Source organism: Bacillus sp. 275 (assembly GCF_001999205.1).
In the GTDB taxonomy this organism is placed as follows: Bacteria; Bacillota; Bacilli; order Bacillales; family Bacillaceae; genus Bacillus; species Bacillus velezensis.
This window is the reverse complement of the sequence record NZ_CP019626.1, coordinates 2,025,001-2,048,363: the sequence shown is the minus strand read 5'-3', so window position 1 is coordinate 2,048,363 and position 23,363 is coordinate 2,025,001. Positions and strand designations below refer to the sequence as shown.

The 23,363-nt window shown below is 45.0% G+C and carries 21 protein-coding genes and 1 rRNA gene (1 of these 22 running past the window's edge); 10 read left to right on the top strand and 12 right to left on the bottom strand.

Annotated elements, in window-relative coordinates:
- Nucleotides 1–44 precede the first annotated feature (44 nt).
- Nucleotides 45–251: a DUF951 domain-containing protein gene (locus tag BZ167_RS09780; RefSeq protein WP_004392973.1), complete on the bottom strand. Its 207-nt coding sequence runs from the start codon at nt 249–251 to the stop codon at nt 45–47.
- A gap of 85 nt (nt 252–336) precedes the next feature.
- Nucleotides 337–1,362, bottom strand: a complete 1,026-nt coding sequence (locus tag BZ167_RS09775) for a YkvI family membrane protein (protein WP_088005468.1) — start codon at nt 1,360–1,362, stop codon at nt 337–339.
- A 143-nt stretch (nt 1,363–1,505) separates the two neighbouring features.
- Here BZ167_RS09775 and BZ167_RS09770 point away from each other — a divergent pair, with 143 nt between their 5' ends.
- Nucleotides 1,506–2,009 (top strand): GNAT family N-acetyltransferase, encoded by a 504-nt coding sequence (locus tag BZ167_RS09770; RefSeq protein ID WP_077392039.1) that lies wholly within the window; start codon nt 1,506–1,508, stop codon nt 2,007–2,009.
- A gap of 174 nt (nt 2,010–2,183) precedes the next feature.
- A complete protein-coding gene (gene yyaC / locus BZ167_RS09765) occupies nt 2,184–2,798 on the top strand; it encodes a spore protease YyaC (RefSeq protein WP_004392969.1) in 615 nt (204 codons plus the stop codon).
- Nucleotides 2,799–2,827: 29 nt separating this feature from the next.
- Here the strand turns inward: yyaC and BZ167_RS09760 are convergent, their stop codons facing one another.
- From BZ167_RS09760 to rpmH, 10 genes are all read right to left on the bottom strand, one after another.
- Nucleotides 2,828–3,679 (bottom strand): ParB/RepB/Spo0J family partition protein, encoded by an 852-nt coding sequence (locus BZ167_RS09760; RefSeq protein WP_004392966.1) that lies wholly within the window; start codon nt 3,677–3,679, stop codon nt 2,828–2,830.
- Complete coding sequence (soj, locus tag BZ167_RS09755) at nt 3,672–4,433, bottom strand: sporulation initiation inhibitor protein Soj (RefSeq protein ID WP_007409899.1); 762 nt, start codon at nt 4,431–4,433, stop codon at nt 3,672–3,674. Before soj ends, BZ167_RS09760 begins: the two co-directional genes overlap by 8 nt.
- A gap of 299 nt (nt 4,434–4,732) precedes the next feature.
- The gene (noc, locus tag BZ167_RS09750; RefSeq protein WP_007409900.1) at nt 4,733–5,584 is read right to left on the bottom strand and encodes a nucleoid occlusion protein; all 852 of its coding nucleotides are present in this window, start codon (nt 5,582–5,584) and stop codon (nt 4,733–4,735) included.
- Nucleotides 5,585–5,705: 121 nt separating this feature from the next.
- Nucleotides 5,706–6,425, bottom strand: a complete 720-nt coding sequence (gene rsmG / locus BZ167_RS09745) for a 16S rRNA (guanine(527)-N(7))-methyltransferase RsmG (protein WP_007409901.1) — start codon at nt 6,423–6,425, stop codon at nt 5,706–5,708.
- Nucleotides 6,426–6,438: 13 nt separating this feature from the next.
- Nucleotides 6,439–8,325, bottom strand: coding sequence for a tRNA uridine-5-carboxymethylaminomethyl(34) synthesis enzyme MnmG (mnmG, locus tag BZ167_RS09740; RefSeq protein ID WP_061861078.1), 1,887 nt, complete (start codon nt 8,323–8,325; stop codon nt 6,439–6,441).
- A 16-nt stretch (nt 8,326–8,341) separates the two neighbouring features.
- On the bottom strand, nt 8,342–9,721 hold the full coding sequence (mnmE, locus tag BZ167_RS09735; protein ID WP_077392038.1) for a tRNA uridine-5-carboxymethylaminomethyl(34) synthesis GTPase MnmE: 1,380 nt from the start codon (nt 9,719–9,721) through the stop codon (nt 8,342–8,344).
- 289 nt (nt 9,722–10,010) lie between these two features.
- Nucleotides 10,011–10,652, bottom strand: coding sequence for an RNA-binding cell elongation regulator Jag/EloR (jag, locus tag BZ167_RS09730; protein ID WP_015418654.1), 642 nt, complete (start codon nt 10,650–10,652; stop codon nt 10,011–10,013).
- Complete coding sequence (spoIIIJ, locus tag BZ167_RS09725; protein ID WP_007409906.1) at nt 10,649–11,398, bottom strand: YidC family membrane integrase SpoIIIJ; 750 nt, start codon at nt 11,396–11,398, stop codon at nt 10,649–10,651. The genes jag and spoIIIJ overlap by 4 nt, the downstream gene beginning before the upstream one ends.
- A 160-nt stretch (nt 11,399–11,558) precedes the next feature.
- Complete coding sequence (gene rnpA, locus BZ167_RS09720; RefSeq protein WP_004392944.1) at nt 11,559–11,909, bottom strand: ribonuclease P protein component; 351 nt, start codon at nt 11,907–11,909, stop codon at nt 11,559–11,561.
- 153 nt (nt 11,910–12,062) lie between these two features.
- On the bottom strand, nt 12,063–12,197 hold the full coding sequence (gene rpmH / locus BZ167_RS09715; protein ID WP_003178075.1) for a 50S ribosomal protein L34: 135 nt from the start codon (nt 12,195–12,197) through the stop codon (nt 12,063–12,065).
- Between the two features lie 622 nt (nt 12,198–12,819).
- On the opposite strand from rpmH, the gene dnaA reads away from it, so the two are divergent.
- From dnaA to BZ167_RS09670, 8 genes are all read left to right on the top strand, one after another.
- Complete coding sequence (dnaA, locus tag BZ167_RS09705) at nt 12,820–14,160, top strand: chromosomal replication initiator protein DnaA (RefSeq protein WP_007409908.1); 1,341 nt, start codon at nt 12,820–12,822, stop codon at nt 14,158–14,160.
- A gap of 184 nt (nt 14,161–14,344) precedes the next feature.
- Nucleotides 14,345–15,481 (top strand): DNA polymerase III subunit beta, encoded by a 1,137-nt coding sequence (gene dnaN, locus BZ167_RS09700; RefSeq protein WP_007409909.1) that lies wholly within the window; start codon nt 14,345–14,347, stop codon nt 15,479–15,481.
- A gap of 134 nt (nt 15,482–15,615) precedes the next feature.
- A complete protein-coding gene (rlbA, locus tag BZ167_RS09695; RefSeq protein ID WP_004392910.1) occupies nt 15,616–15,831 on the top strand; it encodes a ribosome maturation protein RlbA in 216 nt (71 codons plus the stop codon).
- Between the two features lie 15 nt (nt 15,832–15,846).
- Nucleotides 15,847–16,959 (top strand): DNA replication/repair protein RecF, encoded by a 1,113-nt coding sequence (recF, locus tag BZ167_RS09690; protein ID WP_007409910.1) that lies wholly within the window; start codon nt 15,847–15,849, stop codon nt 16,957–16,959.
- 17 nt (nt 16,960–16,976) lie between these two features.
- Nucleotides 16,977–17,222: an extracellular matrix regulator RemB gene (remB, locus tag BZ167_RS09685; protein WP_004392908.1), complete on the top strand. Its 246-nt coding sequence runs from the start codon at nt 16,977–16,979 to the stop codon at nt 17,220–17,222.
- A 56-nt stretch (nt 17,223–17,278) separates the two neighbouring features.
- Nucleotides 17,279–19,195 (top strand): DNA topoisomerase (ATP-hydrolyzing) subunit B, encoded by a 1,917-nt coding sequence (gene gyrB, locus BZ167_RS09680; RefSeq protein WP_014720600.1) that lies wholly within the window; start codon nt 17,279–17,281, stop codon nt 19,193–19,195.
- Nucleotides 19,196–19,410: 215 nt separating this feature from the next.
- Nucleotides 19,411–21,870, top strand: a complete 2,460-nt coding sequence (gyrA, locus tag BZ167_RS09675) for a DNA gyrase subunit A (RefSeq protein WP_061861079.1) — start codon at nt 19,411–19,413, stop codon at nt 21,868–21,870.
- A 298-nt stretch (nt 21,871–22,168) separates the two neighbouring features.
- A 16S ribosomal RNA gene (locus BZ167_RS09670) occupies nt 22,169–23,363 on the top strand (it continues 355 nt past the right edge of the window).

The following is a 23,363-nucleotide window of genomic DNA, read 5'->3' as shown; positions in this document are numbered from 1 at the left end:
GGCCTCTTCCTCTCCTCTATATGAAAAAGCATGAGCGCCAGCCCTTATGATGTAGGCTCCTCATGCTTGACGAGTACTTTTTTCAGCTTTCTCTCAAAATCTCTTCTCGGAATCATGACACTGTGGGAACAACCCGTGCATTTAATCCGAATATCCATTCCCATCCGAATGATTTTCCACCTGTTTTCACCGCAAGGATGCGGTTTCTTCATTTCAACAATATCATTCAGGCCAAAGTCTTTATCCGCCAAGACCCTTCACCTCTCTCCATAGACTGCTTTATTTATTGTACAAAAAAAAACAGGATAAGAGCAACGGCCGCACTCAAAATGAGCATTATACTTTTTTCCATCTCCCTAAAATAGGGTAAAGAAGAAGACATACCAGCAAATAAAGACTTAAAAGCCCGTAAATGGGATATAAAATCGCGATCAAATCTGAAAAACCGATTGTCGTAAAAGGCACCATCACAGCTAACAGAAGAGATACGAGCGTCCATCTCGGCAATTTCACAAATGCAAGCATGCGGCTGGACAGCCCGAACAGACCGGTCACGGTTGTCGTATAGATGGCTAAAAAAAGCACGGCGGCCATACAAAGAAATAACGGATAAGGAGCGCCTTCAAGGACGGCGAAAAGAGGAATCTCATACTGTGTAAGACTGCCTGAAAGCTGTACAAGCGTTTCATTGTAAACAAATGAAATCATACCGAAAATCAGCCCGCTTGCAACGCTTGCGATTTTCGCTTCTCCCAGTCCCTTCATATCTTTTCCGATTGAAGAAAGAACAGCGACAACAGAAAGGATGTTTAAGGACGTGAAGGTAATGCTTGCCGGCCAATTATACTGGCGGGTCAAATCTATCGTCCACGTGTAATGATGGGTTGTCTGAAAAAAGACCAATGCATATAACAGCCCCGCTACAAGAATCGGTATCAAAATACTATTCAGAGATAATATTCCTTTTATATCCCAAAAGAATAAACCGACGGTCACAATGCAAAGAAGAAAAATACCGATCCAAAACGGCAGCTTGTACATTTGCAGCGTCACACCGCCGCCGGCAATCATAACCATCGTCATTGAAAACAAATAAAACATAATAAGCACATCATAGACTTTAGCAAGAGCCGGCCCCATCAGATGCTCAAGCACAGGTAAAAAGTGCGTTGATTGAACCCGATAGCTGATCTTCAACACAATATAAGCCGAAATCGTAAACATGACTGTAAACAATACAATAGCCAGTCCGCTTTCGACACCGAAAAACTGCCATATTTCCTGCCCGCTTGCATACCCAGCCCCAATCTGGCTGCTTAATATGAGCAGCATCCACTTCATCCCGGCTCTCCACACCCTCATCACCTCATAAAATTTCTGATCATCTCCGCATATTGCTACTATATTGAGTGACAGCGGCAATCATTCATACAAATGGGACAAATATGGTATGATACCGACGATTGACTATTCAGAAAAATTCACTTATGCAAGGAGCTCAAACCATGTACATCAGGCGTTTAACCGCAAATGATACCCAGCCTTATTCCGATATCAGGCTCAAAGCTTTAAAAGATCACCCGGACGCATTTGCCGTCAGCTACGATGAGGAGAAAGAATGGCCGTCCGAAAAATTTAAAGCCAGGCTTGAAGCCGACAATGCCATCGTGCTTGGCGCCTTTGAAAAAGACAGACTGATAGGAATCCTCAAGATCTCCAAGCATGCGCTGTTTAAACTAAGACACATTGCAGTTATCGGTTCTATGTATATTTCCCCCAAACACCGAGGGTCAGGCGCGGGAAAAGCTTTAATGACGGAAGCCATCAGCCGAGCAAAAAAGATGAAGGACACAGAACAGCTTCATCTCTCTGTTACCTCAACAAATGAACCCGCAAAAAAACTCTACGCCCAGTTAGGATTCATTCTCTTCTCTACAGAAAAAAGAGCGCTGAAATTAGATCATCAGCGATATGTCGATGTAGATCAAATGGTCTTATTTCTTTCATGAACTTAGAGAACAATCGCTCTGGGTTCTTTTTTCTATCCCGCTCTTTTCAAACAACCGGCATGCTGATCACGACATAAGCATAAAAAAAGGAAGCGCTGGATATACTGTAAACAACCATACAACACCAAAAACAACAATGTAATACTCGTATGACATGACAAGGAAGTGAACCTTATGAATCGAAAAGGCGGGCTTTTTTCTCAAGAACGGGCAAAACAATATGTATCTCATACGGATTCTTCTGCTGCGAATCAAATACAAGCGATCCTTACTTCATCTTTACGTAAAGCAGCCGGCAGACCGTTAGTCACCGTGTGTATCGGCACAGATCGGTCGACCGGAGATTCATTAGGTCCGCTCGTAGGAACAAAGTTAGAAAAAATGAATTTAGGCAGATTGCACGTTTACGGCACGCTGTCAGATCCTGTTCACGCCGTCAATATGAAAGACAAGCTGAAAGATATTCAACATCTACATAAAAATCCGTTTATTATAGCGGTTGATGCTTGTTTAGGCCGCGTCAAAAGCGTAGGGTCATTTCAAATCGGCGATGGGCCGCTGAAGCCCGGAGCAGGTGTTCAAAAAGATCTTCCTGAAATCGGTGACGTCCATATCAATGGAATCGTCAATGTCAGCGGGTTTATGGAGTATTTTGTCCTGCAGAATACGAGGCTTCATCTTGTTATGAGCATGGCAAATGTTTTAGCAGAGGGGTTACAGCTGACAGATAAATCAGAAGGCCGGCAGGAACGGCTCAGTCCGTTTCATAAGTTGACAAGACGTATATAAAAAACCATCTTTTTTTAAAAAGATGGTTTTTACGCTTCTCTTTCAGACAATAGTTCTAGGATACGTTCAAGATCTTCATTTGAGAAAAACTCAATCTCAATCTTCCCTTTTTTCTTTTGTCTCTTAATATTTACTGTTGTTCCGAAATAATTTTGCAAATACGATTCCCGCTCTTTTAACACAACATCTTGAACAGGTTCTTTTTTCTTTGTTTCACGTGGAACATTGTTGTTTAACTGCTGAATCAGCTGCTCAAGCTGACGGACGTTCAGCTGTTCTTCAACCACTTTCTTCACAAGCGGTTCAAGCTTGTTTTTATTTTTCAAACCAAGCAAGGTTCTGCCGTGTCCCATGGATAACGTACCTTCTGCAATGAGGTTCTGGATGCTTTCCGGCAGCGTCAGCAGTCTTAAATGGTTGGCAATATGAGGCCTGCTTTTCCCGAGCCGTTTAGCGAGCTGTTCCTGGGTTAAATCCAAATGCTTCAGCAGTGAGTCATATGCCAGAGCTTCTTCAAGCGGTGATAAGTCTTCACGCTGAAGGTTTTCCAAAAGAGCGATTTCCCGCATCAGCGATTCAGATAAATCCCGCACGATGGCCGGCACTGTCTCTTTACCGGCAAGTTTTGCGGCGCGGTAACGGCGTTCGCCGGCTACAATATCATAGCCCTTCAATGATTTTCTCACGATAATGGGCTGAAGAATGCCATGCTGAATGATGGATTCCTTCAGTTCAGCTAATGACTCATCGTCAAATTGTTTTCTTGGCTGATAAGGATTGGGACGTAAATCACTGATTTTAATCTCTTCCACTGTCTCTTCAGACAAATCAACCTGATTAAACAACGCGTTAATCCCTTTTCCGAGCCCGCCTTTAGCCATTTGCTGCCACTTCCTTTGCTAAATCTAAATATACTTCCGCACCTCTCGAACGCGGATCGTATAATATGATCGGCTTGCCGTGACTCGGCGCCTCACTTAAACGGACATTTCGAGGAATAATGGTTTGATACACTTTATCTCTAAAGTATTTCTTTACCTCTTCTATCACTTGAATGCCGAGATTCGTTCTGGCATCAAGCATCGTCAGAAGCACTCCTTCTATCATTAAGTCGGTATTTAAATGTTTTTGCACAAGCCGAACTGTATTTAATAATTGACTCAATCCTTCAAGAGCGTAGTATTCGCACTGAACCGGGATAACGACTGAATCTGAAGCGGTAAGCGCATTAATCGTTAATAACCCGAGAGACGGAGGACAATCAATAATCATGTAATCGTAATTTTGTTTCACTGATTCTAATGCTCTTTTCAGCCTGACCTCCCGTGAGATCGTCGGAACCAATTCGATTTCCGCTCCCGCAAGCTGGATCGTGGCCGGAATGACATCTAAGTTCTCTACTGAAGTCGGTTTAATAATATCTGTAACATCTGCATCATCTACTAAAATGTCGTACACACAATGATCCACATCGGCTTTTTCAATCCCTAATCCGCTCGTTGCATTGCCCTGCGGATCAATATCAACAAGAAGAACCCTTTTACCTATGTAAGCCAAGCAAGCCCCCAGATTAACAGAAGTCGTCGTCTTCCCGACTCCGCCTTTTTGGTTCGTAATTGCTATGATTTTTCCCACGATGTCACCTACCTTCACATGAACATGTACTGTCTTGTTTCTATCTTATCAAAAAAAGAGTAAAGCGTTTTATTTTTTTCATAATTTGTTTATCAGCAAGTGAAAAAAATGTAAACCAAAAAGACACTTTCTAATATAAGTTCTCCGATGAAGCGACTTTTTTGACTGTAAAAAGACAATTCACGACACAAAAAGATAAAATTTTACATATATAATGTATAGTGCACAATAAATCTATCATTATCTCAAAATAGTTTTTTTAATTAAAATAAAAACTCCCCTGCTGATCAGGAGAGTTTTTATTTAGGTATCCGAATGGTAAGCTGGATGTACTCTTCGAATTCTTCTTCTTCAGTATTCAGTCTGACGCCGCTGTCTTCTACCATAGACAGTGACTGACGAATCGTATTCATCGCAATTCTTGTATCCCTGCTGAACGCTTTGCGTCTCGGCTTTGGTTTCTGCTTATTCTGTTCAAGCATTTTCACCACTCTGTCTTCCGTCTGCTTGACGTTTAAGCTTTTCTCAATGATTTCCGCAAGCAATGTGACCTGAAACTCCGGCTGTTTGAGCGGAATCAGTGCTCTTGCATGACGTTCCGTAATTTTTTTCTCCATAATCGCATCCTGGACGGGTTCCGGGAGCTTTAACAATCGGAGCTTGTTCGCAATCGTTGACTGGCCTTTTCCTAAGCGCTGCGCCAAGGCTTCCTGTGTTAAATCATGAAGTTCTAACAGCCTTGCGTACGCATGAGCTTCCTCAATGGAGGACAATTCTTCCCTTTGCAGGTTTTCAATCAAAGCGACAGATGCTGTTTCCGTATCAGAAAAATCTTTAATAATTGCGGGAATCTTCTCCCATTCAAGCGTCTGTACCGCTCTCCAGCGCCTTTCACCCGCAATGAGCTCATATTGTCCTTCATCTTCTGTATGTCTGACAACAATCGGCTGAATGATGCCGTGTGTATGGATAGTCATTGCTAACTCTTTGATTTTTTCATCTGAGAAAATGGTGCGTGGCTGAAAACGGTTGGGAACGATAGCATGTACCGGTATTTCGAGTATCTCTTCTTTATTTGTATCATGCTCAGCTATCTCCGGTTCCTCTTCCTTCTCACCAAACCCGAAGAAACGAGAGAATGAATGCTTCATGTACCTACACCACCTTTAAAAACTGCCATTTTTATAATTCTATTTTCTCATGGTTTTTCCTGCTGTATCTTCATCAATTTTGCAGAAAATATGATGGAATTGTCACATCAGGCTGTCTAAATTACCCTTCAATTGGCGATTTATTTGGAGTACCCGGTTTTCTCGGATATTTTTTCGGAGTGCTTTTCGTCTTACGAATGATCATGATGTTCCGTTCACTTTCTTCAACAGGAAGTGTAAAGGAATGAACTTGTTCAAGCTCTCCTCCCAATACTTTAATCGCCTTTTGCCCCGCTTTCAGCTCTTCATCAGCTGCTGCTGCCTTTAGTGCGGCAAATACGCCGTTTTTCTTGGCCAGCGGCAGACAAAGCTCACTCAGGACCGACAGACGCGCCACCGCACGGGCCGTCACGAGATCGAAGCTTTCCCGTACGTCTTTCCGTTGTCCGAATGTCTCCGCTCTGTCATGGACAAATGTCGTATGCTCTAATTGTAAAGCATCAGAGAGAGTTTCCAAAAACGTAATCCGCTTATTCAGTGAATCGACGATGGTGACATGCAGATGCGGGAAGCAGATTTTGATGGGCAGGCTCGGAAAACCGGCGCCGGCGCCGACATCACAAAGAGTGGTGACCTTTTCAAAATCAATATAAAATGCCGCCGTTATCGAATCATAAAAATGCTTGAGATAAACTTCCTTTTTCTCAGTGATGGATGTCAGATTCATTTTTTCGTTCCATTCCACGAGCATCCGGTAATACAACTCGAATTGCTCCAGCTGGCGGTCAGAAAGGGAAATCCCTTTCTCCGCTAAACTGGATGTAAATTCCTCTATATTCATGCCGTCATCCTTTCTATTCAGCTACCTTGGCAATACGGCCCTGCTCCAGGTATACCAGCAGGATTGAAATGTCTGCCGGATTGACGCCGGAAATACGGGACGCTTGAGCAACTGATAAAGGACGCACTTCTTTCAGCTTTTGACGGGCTTCAGTAGCAATTCCTTTAATGGCGTCATAATCAATCCGATCAGGGATTTTTTTGTTTTCCATTTTCTTCAGCTTTTCCACTTGCTGCAAGGATTTTTCGATATATCCTTCATATTTCACCTGAATTTCCACTTGTTCCGCCACATCTTGCGGAACCGGAGAATCTGCAGGCGCAAGTTTTGTCACTGTTTCATAGTTCATTTCCGGACGTTTCATTAAATCTGTGCCGCGCACTCCGTCTTTCAGCTCGCTTCCGCCGAGTGAACGGATATATTCCTGATTCTCAGGAGACGGCTTGATAATAACAGACCAGAGACGTTTTTTCTCCGCCTCGATCGCCGCTTTTTTCTTCTCAAACGCTTCATAGCGCTCATCAGAAATTAAGCCGATATCGTGGCCGATTTCCGTCAGACGAAGATCCGCGTTGTCGTGACGGAGCAGCAGTCTGTATTCCGCCCGTGAAGTCAGCAGACGGTACGGTTCATTGGTTCCTTTCGTTACCAAATCATCAATCAATACACCGATATAAGCATCGGAACGGCTGAGGATCACTTCTTCTTTTCCAAGCGCTTTGCGGCCTGCGTTGATCCCTGCCATAATTCCTTGCCCGGCTGCTTCCTCATAACCTGATGTACCGTTAATTTGACCGGCCGTGTACAGGTTAGGGATTTTTTTCGTCTCCAGTGTAGGCCAGAGCTGCGTCGGTACAATCGCGTCATACTCAATCGCGTATCCGGCTCTCATCATCTGCACCTTTTCCAGTCCCGGAATGGTCGCCAGCATCCGCTGCTGCACGTCCTCAGGAAGACTCGTGGATAAACCTTGAACGTATACTTCCTGCGTATTTCTGCCTTCCGGCTCAAGGAAAATCTGATGACGCGGTTTATCATTAAACCGAACGACTTTATCTTCAATCGAAGGGCAGTATCTCGGTCCCGTTCCTTTAATCATACCGGAATACATTGGTGAACGATGCAGGTTGCTGTCGATGATCTCATGAGTCTCAGGACTCGTGTAAGTCAGCCAGCAAGGCAGCTGATCGGTAATGTATTCAACCGTTTCATATGAGAAAGCGCGCGGAACCGGGTCCCCCGGCTGGATTTCTGTTTTGCTGTAATTAATGGAATCGCTTGAGACACGAGGAGGCGTGCCCGTTTTAAAACGGACGAGATCAAAACCGAGCTCCTCTAAGTGCTCAGAAAGTTTAATAGACGGCTGCTGGTTATTCGGACCGCTTGAGTAAGACAGATCACCGAGAATGATCCGCCCTCTTAAATACGTTCCGGTTGTCAGCACGACCGTTTTTGCCTTATATTCAGCACCGGTTTGCGTAATGACACCGCGGCACTCCCCGTCTTCAATGATTAAACGCTCGGCAATCCCTTGAAGAAGTGTCAAATTCGGTGTTTTTTCCAGCGTATGCTTCATTTCGTGCTGATATTGGAATTTATCCGCCTGCGCACGCAGCGCCCGTACGGCCGGACCTTTTCCTGTATTCAGCATTCTCATTTGAATATGAGTTTTATCTATATTTCTAGCCATTTCTCCGCCGAGCGCATCAATTTCGCGGACGACGATCCCTTTCGCGGGGCCGCCGACAGACGGATTACATGGCATAAACGCAACCATATCAAGATTGATCGTCAAAACAAGCGTTTTGGCTCCCTGGCGCGCGGATGCGAGGGCAGCCTCAACACCGGCATGCCCGGCGCCGATGACAATCACGTCGTATTGGCCTGCTTCATACCCCATGGTTTTTTCCTCCCTTTTATTTACCTAAACAAAATTGTGAAAAGAGCTGATCAATTAAGCTTTCGTGGACGGCATCACCGATGATTTCGCCCAGCAGCTCCCAGCACCTTGTCAAATCAATTTGCACCATATCAATCGGAACATCCTGTTCAATTCCGTTCAGCGCATCATCAATCGCTTGCTTTGCCTGATGCAGAATCGAGATATGACGGGTGTTGCTGACATAGGTGAGATCTCCGCTTTCGATCGCTCCTGTATAAAATAGCGAATGAATCGCTTCCTCTAAATCTTGAATGCCTTCTTCTTTCAGCAATGAGGTCGTAACGACAGGCCGGCCTTTCGCCAGTTCCTTGACGCGCTCAGCGTCAATCTTAGCCTCAAGATCCGTCTTATTCATAATGACAATGACGTCCATTCCCTCAACCGCTTCAAACAATTTCACATCTTCTTCAGAAAGCTCTTCGCTGTGGTTCAGCACAAGCAAAATGAGATCCGCTTCCTTCAGAACCTGCCGTGACCGTTCCACACCGATTCTTTCGACGATGTCTTCTGTCTCACGGATTCCGGCGGTATCGACAAGCCGAAGCGGCACGCCTCGGACATTGACATATTCCTCAATCACATCACGCGTCGTTCCCGGAATATCGGTTACGATCGCCTTCGTTTCATGGACAAGGCTGTTAAGCAGAGAGGATTTTCCGACGTTCGGACGGCCGATGATCACGGTAGACAGTCCCTCACGCAAAATTTTCCCCTGCTCAGACGTACGGAGCAGCGCCTCGATTTCTTTCTTCACGCCGCTTGCCTTCTCCACTAAAAGCTGATGCGTCATTTCTTCGACGTCATCATATTCCGGATAATCTATATTAACCTCAACATGGGCAAGTGTTTCTAACAACTCATCACGCAGACGGCGGACAAGCGCGGAAAGCCGTCCTTCCATCTGGTTCATGGCGACATTCATGGCACGGTCCGTTTTGGCCCTGATCAGATCCATCACCGCTTCCGCCTGTGATAGGTCAATCCGTCCGTTTAAAAATGCGCGCTTCGTAAACTCACCGGGTTCTGCCAGTCTCGCACCTTCTCTTAAAGCAAGCTGGAGCACCTGATTAACCGTCACAATACCCCCATGACAGTTGATTTCAATGACATCTTCCCTTGTGAATGTTCTGGGCGCTCTTAAAACAGACACCATGACTTCCTCAATAATCCGTCCCGTCGTGCTGTCCGCGATATGCCCGTAATGAATGGTATGCGATTCTGCCGAACTGAGCGTTTTGCCTTTCGGACCCTTGTACATTTTGTCGGCGATCTTTACGGCTTCAGGGCCGCTCAGCCGAACGATCGCAATCGCGCCTTCACCCATCGGAGTTGAAATCGCTGCAATTGTATCCATGCTGTTCACCTCTCTTTATCTCTGTTTCCATCTATATAAAAAATTTTATTTACGCCAAAATTAAAAGATAACATAGTTTGGTTTGAAGTGGAAGATACGTTATCCACAAAGGCAGAAATTCATCCCTTATTACTTTAACTTATCCACATGTGAATAACAATTAATTTTATTTCCTAAAACCTTTTTTATCAACAGCATAGACCGAAAAAGAAAAAACTTAAACGCAAAAAGTGCGATTCTGCTTAGGAATAGAGCCATTTTTACCAATAAAAAAACCGAAGTTCCGATTTTACCCGGACTTCGGTTTTCTGCTATCTTTATGGGAAATAACGAGATGGCGGTACCGGCCTTCACCGGTAGAAAACGTTTTGATATTTGGATGCTTTGACAGCGCGTCATGGATGATTTTTCTTTCACCTGACGGCATCGGTTCTAAATGCACATCTTTTTTCGTTTTCGACACTTGCTTGGCCAGCCTGTTTGCCAGCTGCTCCAGAATTTCTCTTCTTTTCCGCCGATAATTCTCAGCGTCGACAACGGCTTGGCGATACTGGCCGGAGCCGCGGTTCAAAACAAGCTGCGTCAATGTTTCCAGGGCATTGAGTGTTTGTCCTCTTTTGCCAATAAGCAGCGCCGCTTTTTCACCTTTAATGTGAAAACAGACTGTTTTCTTGTTTTCTTCCGTAACAATCTCAGAAGGTCCGGCAATGGAATGGATGATTTCTTCCAAATACACTTTCGCTTCATGAACAGGATTTTTTTTCTCTTCCAGTTCTACGATCGCATTCTTTTTACCGAAAATACCCAAAAACCCTTTGTATTCTTCTTGCACCACCGTTATTTCTACTTGATCTTTCGTCAGTTGAAGTTCCTGAAGGCCTGATTGAACTGCTTCTTCGACATTCCGTCCCGCAGCAGTCACCTTCTTCACTTTTTCTTTCCTCCCGCTTTCTGCGTTTCCGGATCGTGTTTAATGTCAGGTCCTTTAATAAGGAATGTCTGAGCAATCATAAACAGGTTTCCGACTACCCAATACAGAGAAAGCGCGCTCGGGAAGTTGATCGCAAATACGATGATCATGATCGGCATAATCCATACCATCATTGCCATTTGAGGATTCTGAGTCGGATTTCCGGCCATCATCAGCTTCTGCTGGACAAAAGTGGCCACACCGGCAACGATAGGAAGAATATAGTAAGGATCCTTCTCTCCTAAATCAAACCATAAAAAGCTGTGCTGTGATATGGCTTGCGTACGCATAATGGCATGGTAGAATCCGATCAAAATCGGCATTTGAATCAGGATCGGGAAACATCCCGCCAGCGGGTTTACCCCGTGCTTTGAAAACAGGGCCATTGTTTCCTGCTGAAGCTTCTGCTGCGTTTTTTGATCTTTAGAGCTGTATTTTTCTCTGAGCTTCTGCATTTCAGGCTGCAGCGCCTGCATCGCTTTTGAGCTTCGAAGCTGCTTGATCATCAGCGGCAGAATCAGCAGACGAATTAAAATCGTAACGATGATGATCGATAAACCATAGTTATCGCCCGTCAGTTTCGCTACGTACGTAATGACTTCTGACAATGGATACACAACATATTTGTCCCAGAAATGCGGACTATTCGCCGTAATCGGCTCTTTCACACTCGAGCACCCGGCCAGCAGCACGAGCATACCGACCATACTCAGTAGTAACCATATTCTCCTTTTCAAGAACGTTTCCTCCTATACCAATCTTTATGAACCTTGTATGTATTTTAGCATCTTTCAGTTTCAAATGGCGTTCATTTTTCGCCAAATAAAAGGAAGCGCTTTTAAAAACGTGAAGAAAACAAAATATGAGCTATTTTGACGAAGATTTCTTATATAATGAGGTTTTTCTGAATAAGTGCTGCAGACTCTTTTTCGTTTCTTCAAAACTGAGGTCGCCGGCGGGTTTTCTTGCGATAATAATAAAATCTTTCGGCTTGAGCAGCTCTTTTTCCTCCTGAACAGCCTGTCTGATTAACCGCTTCACCCGATTGCGCACGACGGCATTGCCGATTTTTTTACTGACAGAAAGCCCTACCCGGAGCTCTTCCTGTTTCGGCTGATCAAGCGTATACAGCACGAACTGGCGGTTTGCCATAGACGTTCCGCGTTTAAACACTTTTTGAAAATCTTCATTTTTCTTTAACCGATTTCGCTTCTTCACTTTAATTCACTCCGATATTCACTCGCAGAAACTTTTATTTCTATCTAAAAAAAACGGGCCGCCGGAATACTGAAGAAATTTCTCCAGTACCGGGCGACGCATGACATCTCACTCTCTTAATGTGAAAAAAGACCACTGACATTATTCAGTGGCCTAAGCTGATAATACTTTTCTGCCTTTGCGGCGACGGCGTGCTAATACTAGACGACCGTTTTTTGAACTCATACGGCTTCTGAAGCCATGAACTTTACTGCGTTTACGGTTATTCGGTTGGAATGTTCTTTTCATTTATGACACCTCCCTCGAGGAATAGCTGTTAAAGACAGTCTTACTTATTATATTTGTGCTGCCTATTCATTGTCAACTTCAGCAGTGCTTTTATTTCTTACAACCATAATAGGATAACATACCTTAACCAGTTTAGAAACCTTATTTTTCATATTCCTTTTTTTAACGCAAAAAAAAAAGCCGCGCTCCCCCGAAAAAACGACATGTGGATAATTTTTTGGCCTTTTTTTAATATCCACAGTCGTTATCGACAACATTTTCACATTGCTAACTCCTGTGGACAAAGATTTTTCAACAAGTTGTCAGGTTTGTGGATAAGATTACGAGAACCATTGCAAGTCCTCGCTTAATTTGATATTATATTTGTGTTTTAACTCTTAATTACTTATCCAGCCCATTCTCTTTATCCACAAACTGTGGATAAGTTGTGGATTGTTTTCACACAGCTTGTGTAGATTGTTGTCCACAACTTGTGGAATTTGTCGAAAAGCTGTTTTTCTACTATACTATATGTTTTCAACATTTCGTGTGTACGAATGGTCAGAGCCATATGCTCTTTTTTTGTGTTCTATAACAGGAAAAGGGCGCGGATTTTTAAAGAAAAGGAGGGCTGTGCCGGATAATGGAGAATATATTGGATCTTTGGAATCAAGCTCTAGCTCAAATTGAGAAAAAGCTAAGCAAACCGAGTTTCGAAACTTGGATGAAGTCGACGAAAGCCCATTCGCTGCAAGGGGATACCTTAACCATCACCGCTCCCAATGAATTTGCCAGAGACTGGCTGGAGTCCAGGTACTTACATCTCATTGCAGATACCATATACGAATTAACCGGGGAAGAATTGAGCGTCAAATTTGTCATTCCTCAAAATCAGGACGAAGAAAACTTTTTACCGAAACCGCAAGTGAAAAAAGCGGCAAAAGAGGAACCGTCTGATTTTCCCCAAAGCATGCTCAACCCGAAATATACATTCGACACATTCGTCATCGGATCGGGAAACCGATTCGCCCATGCAGCATCACTGGCTGTGGCGGAAGCACCCGCTAAAGCGTATAACCCTTTATTTATATACGGGGGAGTCGGCTTAGGAAAAACTCACTTAATGCACGCGATCGGCCATTATGTCATTGATCATAATCCTTCAGCCAAAGTGGTGTACCTGTCTTCTGAAAAATTCACAAATGAATTCATCAACTCAATCCGCGATAATAAAGCCGTTGATTTCCGCAACCGCTATCGGAACGTTGATGTACTTTTGATAGATGATATTCAATTTTTAGCCGGAAAAGAACAAACACAGGAAGAGTTTTTCCATACATTCAACACGCTTCATGAAGAAAGCAAACAAATCGTGATTTCCAGCGACAGACCGCCGAAAGAGATCCCGACCCTTGAAGACCGCCTTCGTTCGCGGTTCGAATGGGGATTGATTACGGATATCACACCCCCGGATCTGGAAACGCGGATTGCCATCCTGAGAAAAAAAGCGAAGGCGGAAGGTCTTGATATTCCGAACGAGGTCATGCTTTACATCGCGAATCAGATTGACAGCAACATCCGCGAACTGGAAGGGGCATTAATCCGGGTTGTCGCCTATTCATCCTTAATCAATAAAGACATTAACGCAGACCTGGCTGCAGAAGCATTGAAAGATATCATTCCGTCTTCTAAGCCGAAGGTCATTACGATAAAAGAGATTCAGCGGATTGTCGGACAGCAGTTCAACATTAAGCTTGAAGATTTCAAAGCGAAAAAGCGCACGAAATCCGTGGCGTTCCCAAGACAAATTGCGATGTATCTTTCAAGAGAAATGACGGATTCTTCTTTGCCTAAAATCGGGGAAGAATTTGGCGGCAGAGACCATACAACCGTCATTCACGCCCATGAAAAGATTTCAAAACTGCTGATTGATGACGAGCAGCTTCAGCAGCAGGTGAAAGAAATAAAAGAACTGCTTAAATAATAGTGCCCTCGGATGAATGGGGGAAAGTGTGAATAACTTTTTCATAGCCATGCACAGTCTGTCCACATGTGGATAGGCTGTGTTTCCTGTCTTTTTCACAACTTATCCACAAATCCACAGGCCCTACTATTACTACTGCTATTTTTAAAATATATTAATTATATTATCCGTTAGGAGGATAAACATGAAATTTACGATTCAAAAAGATCGTTTAGTCGAAAGTGTACAAGACGTTCTAAAAGCCGTTTCATCCAGAACCACAATTCCCATTCTCACCGGTATTAAGATCGTCGCCTCAGATGAAGGAGTATCTTTCACGGGAAGTGACTCTGATATTTCAATCGAGTCATTCATTCCGAAAGAAGATGATGATAAAGAAATCGTGACGATCGATCAGCCGGGAAGTATCGTGCTGCAAGCCCGTTTCTTCAGCGAAATCGTTAAAAAACTTCCGATGGCGACTGTTGAAATCGAAGTTCAAAATCAATATTTAACGATTATCCGTTCCGGAAAAGCCGAATTTAATTTAAACGGCCTTGATGCAGATGAATATCCGCATCTGCCGCAAATCGAAGAGCATCATGCCATTCAGATTCCGACGGATCTTTTGAAAAACCTGATTCGCCAAACCGTGTTCGCTGTGTCCGCCTCAGAAACACGCCCTATCTTAACAGGTGTAAACTGGAAAGTCGAAAACGGTGAATTATTATGCACTGCCACGGATAGCCACCGACTCGCTTTAAGAAAGGCGAAGCTTGATATTCCGGAAGACAGCTCTTATAACGTGGTCATTCCCGGGAAAAGCTTAACTGAGCTGAGCAAAATTCTTGATGACAACCAAGAACTGGTTGATATCGTCATTACAGAAACCCAAGTTCTGTTCAAAGCGAAAAACGTATTGTTCTTCTCAAGATTGCTTGACGGAAACTATCCGGACACGACCAGCTTAATTCCGCAGGAAAGCAAAACGGAAATCGTCGTGAACACGAAGGAATTTTTACAGGCGATAGACCGTGCTTCTTTATTGGCGAGAGAAGGCCGCAACAACGTTGTAAAGCTTTCTGCCAAACCGGCGGATTCGCTGGAGATTTCATCAAATTCTCCGGAAATCGGGAAAGTGGTCGAAGCTGTGCTGGCTGACCAGATTGACGGCGAGGAATTAAATATTTCATTCAGTCCAAAATATATGATGGACGCACTGAAAGTACTTGAAGGAGCGGACATCCGTATCAGCTTTACGGGAGCGATGAGACCGTTTCTTATCCGTACGCCGAATGATGAAACCATCGTTCAGCTCATCCTTCCGGTCAGAACGTATTAATCAAACAGAATGTGCTGCCGGCTTAGTTCGGCAGCTTTTCTATTCATCAGCCGCTCCCTCAAGTTTTCCCTTTCCTTATTTCAGGATTTTTTAGTACAATTAGATATTAGTGATATTTGAAAGAGGTCGATAATATGGCAAATCCGATTTCGATTGATACAGAAATGATTACGCTTGGCCAGTTTTTAAAATTAGCCGATGTGATTCAGTCCGGCGGCATGGCGAAGTGGTTTCTGAGCGAGCATGAGGTGACTGTCAACAATGAACCTGACAATCGCCGCGGCAGAAAGCTTTACGTTGGAGACGTGGTCGCGATTGAAGGATTTGGTTCATTTCAAGTCGTCAATTAAAGCGGGTGACAGCGGTTGTATATCCAAAATTTAGAATTAACATCCTACCGTAATTATGAGCGCGCTGAGCTTCAATTCGAAAACAAGGTGAATGTGATCATCGGGGAAAATGCCCAAGGCAAAACCAATCTGATGGAAGCCATCTATGTCCTTTCGATGGCAAAATCACACCGCACCTCAAATGACAAAGAACTTATACGGTGGGACGAAGACTATGCTAAAATAGAAGGAAGAGTGATGAAGCGAAACGGGGACATCCCGATGCAGCTTGTCATCTCCAAAAAAGGTAAAAAGGGCAAGGTCAATCATATAGAGCAGCAAAAACTCAGTCAGTATGTCGGAGCGCTGAACACCATTATGTTTGCCCCTGAGGATTTAAATCTCGTCAAAGGAAGCCCTCAGGTGAGGAGGAGATTTCTCGATATGGAGATCGGGCAGGTTTCTGCCGTTTATCTGTATGATTTATCTCTGTATCAAAAAATCCTTTCACAGCGGAATCATTTTCTGAAACAGCTGCAAAGCCGGAAACAGACTGACCGGACCATGCTTGACGTTCTCACTGATCAGCTGATTGAAGCAGCCGCAAAAGTTGTCGCCAAACGTCTGCAGTTTACGGCGCAGCTTGAAAAATGGGCGCAGCCGATCCATTCCGGCATTTCCCGGGGACTTGAAGAACTGACGCTTAAGTATCACACGGCGCTTGATGTATCAGATCCCAAAGATTTGTCGAAAATAGGTAACAGCTACCAGGAGTCTTTTTCGAAATTAAAAGAAAAAGAAATAGAACGAGGCGTCACATTATTCGGACCGCATCGGGATGATGTCCTTTTTTATGTGAACGGACGCGATGTGCAGACGTACGGTTCGCAGGGACAGCAGCGTACGACGGCTTTGTCTTTGAAGCTGGCCGAAATAGATTTGATTCATGAAGAAATCGGAGAATACCCCATTTTACTTTTGGATGATGTACTAAGCGAGCTGGATGATTACCGACAGTCCCATTTGCTTCATACGATCCAAGGCCGTGTGCAGACATTTGTCACCACGACAAGCGTGGATGGCATTGACCACGATACCTTACATCAAGCAGGAATGTTCCGTGTGGAAAACGGTACGTTAGTGAAGTGAAGAAATGAGGTGAGCGATTGTATATTCATTTAGGTGACGACTTTGTCGTTTCAACACGCGATATCGTCGGCATTTTTGACTGCAAGGTCAATGTATCGCCGATCGTTGAAGAATTTCTGGACAGACAGAAAGAAAAAGTAGTGCCGTCCGTAAACGGCACGCCAAAGTCTATCGTAGTCACGACTGAGAATATATATTACTCTCCCTTATCTTCCGGCACACTGAAGAAACGTGCGCAATTTATGTTAGAAATAGATTCTTAGCGGATCTTTACAATGAATATATCGTTTAAGAAAAGTGTAGGTGAATGTGCATGGCTATGGAACAGCAGCAAAATAGTTATGATGAGAATCAGATACAGGTATTAGAAGGTTTGGAAGCTGTTCGAAAGAGACCGGGGATGTACATCGGATCAACTAACAGCAAAGGCCTTCACCACTTGGTGTGGGAAATCGTCGACAACAGTATTGACGAAGCCCTGGCCGGTTATTGTACAGATATTAACATCGAGATTGAAAAAGATAACAGCATTACCGTTAAGGACAACGGGCGCGGCATTCCGGTCGGTATCCAGGAGAAGATGGGCCGCCCTGCGGTTGAAGTCATCATGACCGTTCTCCACGCCGGCGGTAAATTTGACGGAAGCGGATATAAAGTATCCGGCGGTCTTCACGGTGTAGGGGCGTCTGTCGTAAACGCCTTGTCGACCACTCTTGACGTTACGGTTCATCGTGACGGAAAAATCCACTATCAGGCGTACGAGCGCGGTGTACCTGTGGCCGATCTTGAAGTGATCGGTGATACTGATAAGACCGGAACGATTACGCACTTCGTTCCGGATCCGGAAATTTTCAAAGAAACAACCGTATACGACTATGATCTGCTTTCAAACCGTGTCCGGGAATTGGCCTTCCTGACAAAAGGCGTAAACATCACGATTGAAGACAAACGTGAAGGACAAGAACGGAAAAACGAGTACCACTACGAAGGCGGAATCAAAAGCTATGTTGAGTACTTAAACCGTTCCAAAGAAGTCGTTCATGAAGAGCCGATTTATATCGAAGGCGAGAAAGACGGCATAACGGTTGAAGTTGCATTGCAATACAACGACAGCTATACAAGCAATATTTATTCTTTCACGAATAATATCAACACATACGAAGGCGGCACGCACGAGGCCGGATTTAAAACCGGTCTGACCCGTGTCATAAACGACTATGCAAGAAGAAAAGGGATTTTCAAAGAAAATGATCCGAATTTAAGCGGGGATGATGTGAGAGAAGGGCTGACTGCCATTATTTCAATTAAGCACCCTGATCCGCAATTCGAAGGTCAGACGAAAACGAAGCTCGGCAACTCCGAAGCGAGAACGATCACTGATACGCTGTTTTCTTCTGCGCTGGAAACATTCCTTCTTGAAAATCCGGACTCAGCCCGCAAAATCGTTGAAAAAGGTTTAATGGCCGCAAGAGCGCGGATGGCAGCGAAAAAAGCGCGGGAATTGACCCGCCGCAAAAGTGCGCTTGAGATTTCCAATCTGCCGGGCAAACTGGCGGACTGTTCTTCTAAAGATCCGAGCATTTCCGAGCTGTATATCGTAGAGGGTGACTCTGCGGGCGGATCAGCGAAACAGGGACGGGACCGTCATTTCCAAGCCATTCTGCCGCTGCGCGGTAAGATTCTGAACGTTGAGAAAGCCAGACTTGATAAGATTCTCTCAAACAATGAGGTCAGATCAATGATCACGGCCCTCGGAACAGGAATCGGAGAAGATTTTAATCTTGAAAAAGCGCGTTATCATAAAGTGGTCATCATGACGGATGCCGATGTTGACGGCGCCCACATCAGAACGCTTTTATTAACGTTCTTCTACAGATACATGCGGGAAATCATCGAAAACGGCTATGTCTACATTGCCCAGCCGCCGCTTTATAAAGTGCAGCAGGGAAAACGGGTGGAATACGCTTATAACGATAAGCAGCTTGATGAGCTGTTAAAAGAGCTTCCGCAATCACCTAAGCCCGGCCTCCAGCGTTATAAAGGTCTTGGAGAAATGAACGCGACTCAGCTTTGGGAAACGACAATGGACCCTGCGACCAGAACGCTTCTGCAAGTCAATCTTGAAGATGCAATGGACGCTGACGAGACTTTTGAAATGCTGATGGGTGACAAAGTAGAACCGCGGAGAAACTTCATAGAAGCAAACGCCAGATACGTGAAAAATCTTGATATTTAACCAAGAAAGCCTTATTTTCGTTAAGAAATAAGGCTTTTTTCTCAAAGCGGCTTCTAAAGCCTCTGAAAACCCGCAAAACCCGTATATTCTACTAAATTAATGTGTATAAACACAAGTTTATTGATATAATGGAGAATAGTGAAATCGTATTGAAGATCATAATGGACAATCTACTCCCACATTATTTCATGTGATACTTCAGGGAGGTTTTTTTAATGAGTGAACAAAACACACCACAAGTACGTGAAGTCAATATCAGTCAGGAAATGCGGACATCCTTCCTGGACTATGCAATGAGCGTTATCGTATCCCGGGCGCTTCCGGATGTGCGTGACGGTCTGAAGCCGGTTCACAGACGGATTTTGTACGCAATGAATGATTTAGGCATGACCAGTGACAAACCATATAAAAAATCTGCCCGTATCGTCGGTGAAGTTATCGGTAAGTACCACCCGCACGGTGACTCAGCGGTTTACGAATCAATGGTCAGAATGGCGCAGGATTTTAACTACCGCTACATGCTTGTTGACGGACACGGCAACTTCGGTTCGGTTGACGGCGACTCAGCGGCCGCGATGCGTTACACAGAAGCGAGAATGTCAAAAATCGCAATGGAAATTCTGCGTGACATTACGAAAGACACGATTGACTATCAAGATAACTATGACGGTTCAGAAAGAGAACCTGCCGTCATGCCTTCGAGATTTCCGAATCTGCTCGTAAACGGAGCTGCCGGTATTGCGGTCGGAATGGCGACAAATATTCCTCCGCATCAGCTTGGGGAAGTCATTGAAGGCGTGCTTGCCGTAAGTGAGAATCCTGAGATTACAAACCAGGAGCTGATGGAATACATCCCGGGCCCGGATTTTCCGACTGCAGGTCAGATTTTGGGCCGGAGCGGCATCCGCAAGGCATATGAATCCGGACGGGGATCAATCACAATCCGGGCTAAGGCTGAAATCGAAGAGACATCATCGGGAAAAGAAAGAATTATTGTCACAGAACTTCCTTATCAGGTGAACAAAGCGAGATTAATTGAAAAAATCGCAGATCTTGTCCGGGACAAAAAAATCGAAGGAATTACCGATCTGCGTGACGAATCCGACCGTAACGGAATGAGAATCGTCATTGAGATCCGCCGTGACGCCAATGCTCACGTCATTTTGAATAACCTTTACAAACAAACGGCCCTGCAGACGTCTTTCGGAATCAACCTGCTGGCGCTCGTTGACGGACAGCCGAAGGTACTAAGCCTGAAACAATGTCTGGAGCATTATCTTGATCACCAAAAGGTTGTGATCCGGCGCAGAACGGCTTACGAACTCCGCAAAGCGGAAGCGAGAGCTCACATTCTGGAAGGTTTAAGAATTGCTCTCGATCATTTAGATGCCGTTATTTCTCTTATCCGCAATTCCCAGACGGCTGAAATTGCGAGAACAGGTTTGATCGAACAATTCTCACTGACTGAAAAACAAGCGCAAGCCATTCTGGATATGCGCCTTCAGCGATTAACCGGTCTGGAGCGCGAAAAGATTGAAGAGGAATATCAATCACTTGTTGCGCTTATCGCCGAACTGAAAGATATTTTAGCCAATGAAGAAAGAGTTCTTGAGATCATCCGTGAAGAACTCAATGAAATCAAAGAGCGTTTCAATGATGAGAGACGCACTGAAATCGTGACGTCGGGTCTTGAAACAATTGAAGATGAAGATCTTATCGAGAGAGAAAATATCGTCATCACACTGACCCATAACGGCTATGTTAAACGTCTCCCGGCGTCCACATACCGCAGCCAAAAACGGGGCGGAAAAGGCGTACAGGGAATGGGAACGAATGAAGATGACTTTGTGGAACACTTAATTTCCACATCAACGCACGATACGATCCTGTTCTTCTCTAATAAAGGGAAGGTATACCGTTCTAAAGGATATGAAATCCCTGAATACGGCCGTACGGCAAAAGGCATTCCGATTATTAACCTTCTGGAGGTTGAAAAAGGCGAATGGATTAATGCTATTATTCCGGTCAGCACGTTTGATGAGGAGCAATACCTCTTCTTTACGACCAAACAAGGGGTGTCGAAACGTACGGCACTGTCCCAGTTTGCGAATATACGGAATAACGGGCTGATCGCCCTAGGTCTCCGGGAAGACGATGAACTGATGGCCGTCCGCCTGACTGACGGCAAGAAACAAATCATCATCGGAACGAAGAACGGTTTGCTGATCCGTTTCCCTGAAGAAGATGTAAGACAAATGGGACGCACAGCTGCGGGTGTTAAAGGCATCACGCTGACATACGATGATGTCGTTGTAGGCATGGAGATTCTTGAAGAAGACTCCCACGTCCTCATAGTGACAGAAAACGGCTACGGCAAACGCACGCCGGCTTCAGAATACAGAGTTCAAAGCCGGGGCGGAAAAGGCCTTAAAACATGTAAAATCACTGACAGTAACGGTCCGTTAGTAACCGTGAAAGCAACAAAAGGCGAAGAGGACTTAATGATTATTACGGCAAGCGGCGTGTTAATCAGAATGGATATTAATGATATCTCCACTACGGGACGCGTAACACAAGGCGTCCGTCTGATCCGCATGTCTGATCAAGAGCATGTAGCCACTGTGGCGCTTGTGGAAAAGAATGAAGAAGAGCCGGAAGAAACGGAAGAAGTATAAACGTAAAAGCGCAGCTGCAACAGGCTGCGCTTTTACTATATAAAGAAATGAAAAAAAGCTTTGACACATAGCGATGATACTGATATAATCATTTTTGTTGTCTTTTTAATAGAAAGGCAAGCCTAGCGAAAATATTTTTTAAAAAAGTATTGACCTAGCAAACTAAAAATGTTATGATTAAGAGGTCGCTTCGAGAGAAGCAACAAAGTTCTTTGAAAACTAAACAAGACAAAACGTACCTGTTAATTCAAAGTTTTAAATAAATCGCACAGCGATGTGCGTAGTCAGTCAAACTACTTTATCGGAGAGTTTGATCCTGGCTCAGGACGAACGCTGGCGGCGTGCCTAATACATGCAAGTCGAGCGGACAGATGGGAGCTTGCTCCCTGATGTTAGCGGCGGACGGGTGAGTAACACGTGGGTAACCTGCCTGTAAGACTGGGATAACTCCGGGAAACCGGGGCTAATACCGGATGGTTGTCTGAACCGCATGGTTCAGACATAAAAGGTGGCTTCGGCTACCACTTACAGATGGACCCGCGGCGCATTAGCTAGTTGGTGAGGTAACGGCTCACCAAGGCGACGATGCGTAGCCGACCTGAGAGGGTGATCGGCCACACTGGGACTGAGACACGGCCCAGACTCCTACGGGAGGCAGCAGTAGGGAATCTTCCGCAATGGACGAAAGTCTGACGGAGCAACGCCGCGTGAGTGATGAAGGTTTTCGGATCGTAAAGCTCTGTTGTTAGGGAAGAACAAGTGCCGTTCAAATAGGGCGGCACCTTGACGGTACCTAACCAGAAAGCCACGGCTAACTACGTGCCAGCAGCCGCGGTAATACGTAGGTGGCAAGCGTTGTCCGGAATTATTGGGCGTAAAGGGCTCGCAGGCGGTTTCTTAAGTCTGATGTGAAAGCCCCCGGCTCAACCGGGGAGGGTCATTGGAAACTGGGGAACTTGAGTGCAGAAGAGGAGAGTGGAATTCCACGTGTAGCGGTGAAATGCGTAGAGATGTGGAGGAACACCAGTGGCGAAGGCGACTCTCTGGTCTGTAACTGACGCTGAGGAGCGAAAGCGTGGGGAGCGAACAGGATTAGATACCCTGGTAGTCCACGCCGTAAACGATGAGTGCTAAGTGTTAGGGGGTTTCCGCCCCTTAGTGCTGCAGCTAACGCATTAAGCACTCCGCCTGGGGAGTACGGTCGCAAGACTGAAACTCAAAGGAATTGACGGGGGCCCGCACAAGCGGTGGAGCATGTGGTTTAATTCGAAGCAACGCGAAGAACCTTACCAGGTCTTGACATCCTCTGACAATCCTAGAGATAGGACGTCCCCTTCGGGGGCAGAGTGACAGGTGGTGCATGGTTGTCGTCAGCTCGTGTCGTGAGATGTTGGGTTAAGTCCCGCAACGAGCGCAACCCTTGATCTTAGTTGCCAGCATTCAGTTGGGCACTCTAAGGTGACTGCCGGTGACAAACCGGAGGAAGGTGGGGA

What these genes read in the sequence shown, in the direction of transcription:
- spoIIIJ (WP_007409906.1), bottom strand. Translation starts at nt 11,398, where the DNA reads ATGGTCGGTATGCTCGTGCTGCTGGCCGGGTGCTCGAGTGTGAAAGAG.
- gyrA (WP_061861079.1), top strand. Translation starts at nt 19,411, where the DNA reads ATGAGTGAACAAAACACACCACAAGTACGTGAAGTCAATATCAGTCAG.
- rsmG (WP_007409901.1), bottom strand. Translation starts at nt 6,425, where the DNA reads ATGAATATAGAGGAATTTACATCCAGTTTAGCGGAGAAAGGGATTTCC.
- mnmE (WP_077392038.1), bottom strand. Translation starts at nt 9,721, where the DNA reads ATGGATACAATTGCAGCGATTTCAACTCCGATGGGTGAAGGCGCGATT.
- rpmH (WP_003178075.1), bottom strand. Translation starts at nt 12,197, where the DNA reads ATGAAAAGAACATTCCAACCGAATAACCGTAAACGCAGTAAAGTTCAT.
- yyaC (WP_004392969.1), top strand. Translation starts at nt 2,184, where the DNA reads ATGAATCGAAAAGGCGGGCTTTTTTCTCAAGAACGGGCAAAACAATAT.
- noc (WP_007409900.1), bottom strand. Translation starts at nt 5,584, where the DNA reads ATGAAGCATTCATTCTCTCGTTTCTTCGGGTTTGGTGAGAAGGAAGAG.
- BZ167_RS09760 (WP_004392966.1), bottom strand. Translation starts at nt 3,679, where the DNA reads ATGGCTAAAGGCGGGCTCGGAAAAGGGATTAACGCGTTGTTTAATCAG.
- BZ167_RS09770 (WP_077392039.1), top strand. Translation starts at nt 1,506, where the DNA reads ATGTACATCAGGCGTTTAACCGCAAATGATACCCAGCCTTATTCCGAT.
- dnaN (WP_007409909.1), top strand. Translation starts at nt 14,345, where the DNA reads ATGAAATTTACGATTCAAAAAGATCGTTTAGTCGAAAGTGTACAAGAC.
- rlbA (WP_004392910.1), top strand. Translation starts at nt 15,616, where the DNA reads ATGGCAAATCCGATTTCGATTGATACAGAAATGATTACGCTTGGCCAG.
- mnmG (WP_061861078.1), bottom strand. Translation starts at nt 8,325, where the DNA reads ATGGGGTATGAAGCAGGCCAATACGACGTGATTGTCATCGGCGCCGGG.
- dnaA (WP_007409908.1), top strand. Translation starts at nt 12,820, where the DNA reads ATGGAGAATATATTGGATCTTTGGAATCAAGCTCTAGCTCAAATTGAG.
- BZ167_RS09775 (WP_088005468.1), bottom strand. Translation starts at nt 1,362, where the DNA reads ATGAGGGTGTGGAGAGCCGGGATGAAGTGGATGCTGCTCATATTAAGC.
- gyrB (WP_014720600.1), top strand. Translation starts at nt 17,279, where the DNA reads ATGGAACAGCAGCAAAATAGTTATGATGAGAATCAGATACAGGTATTA.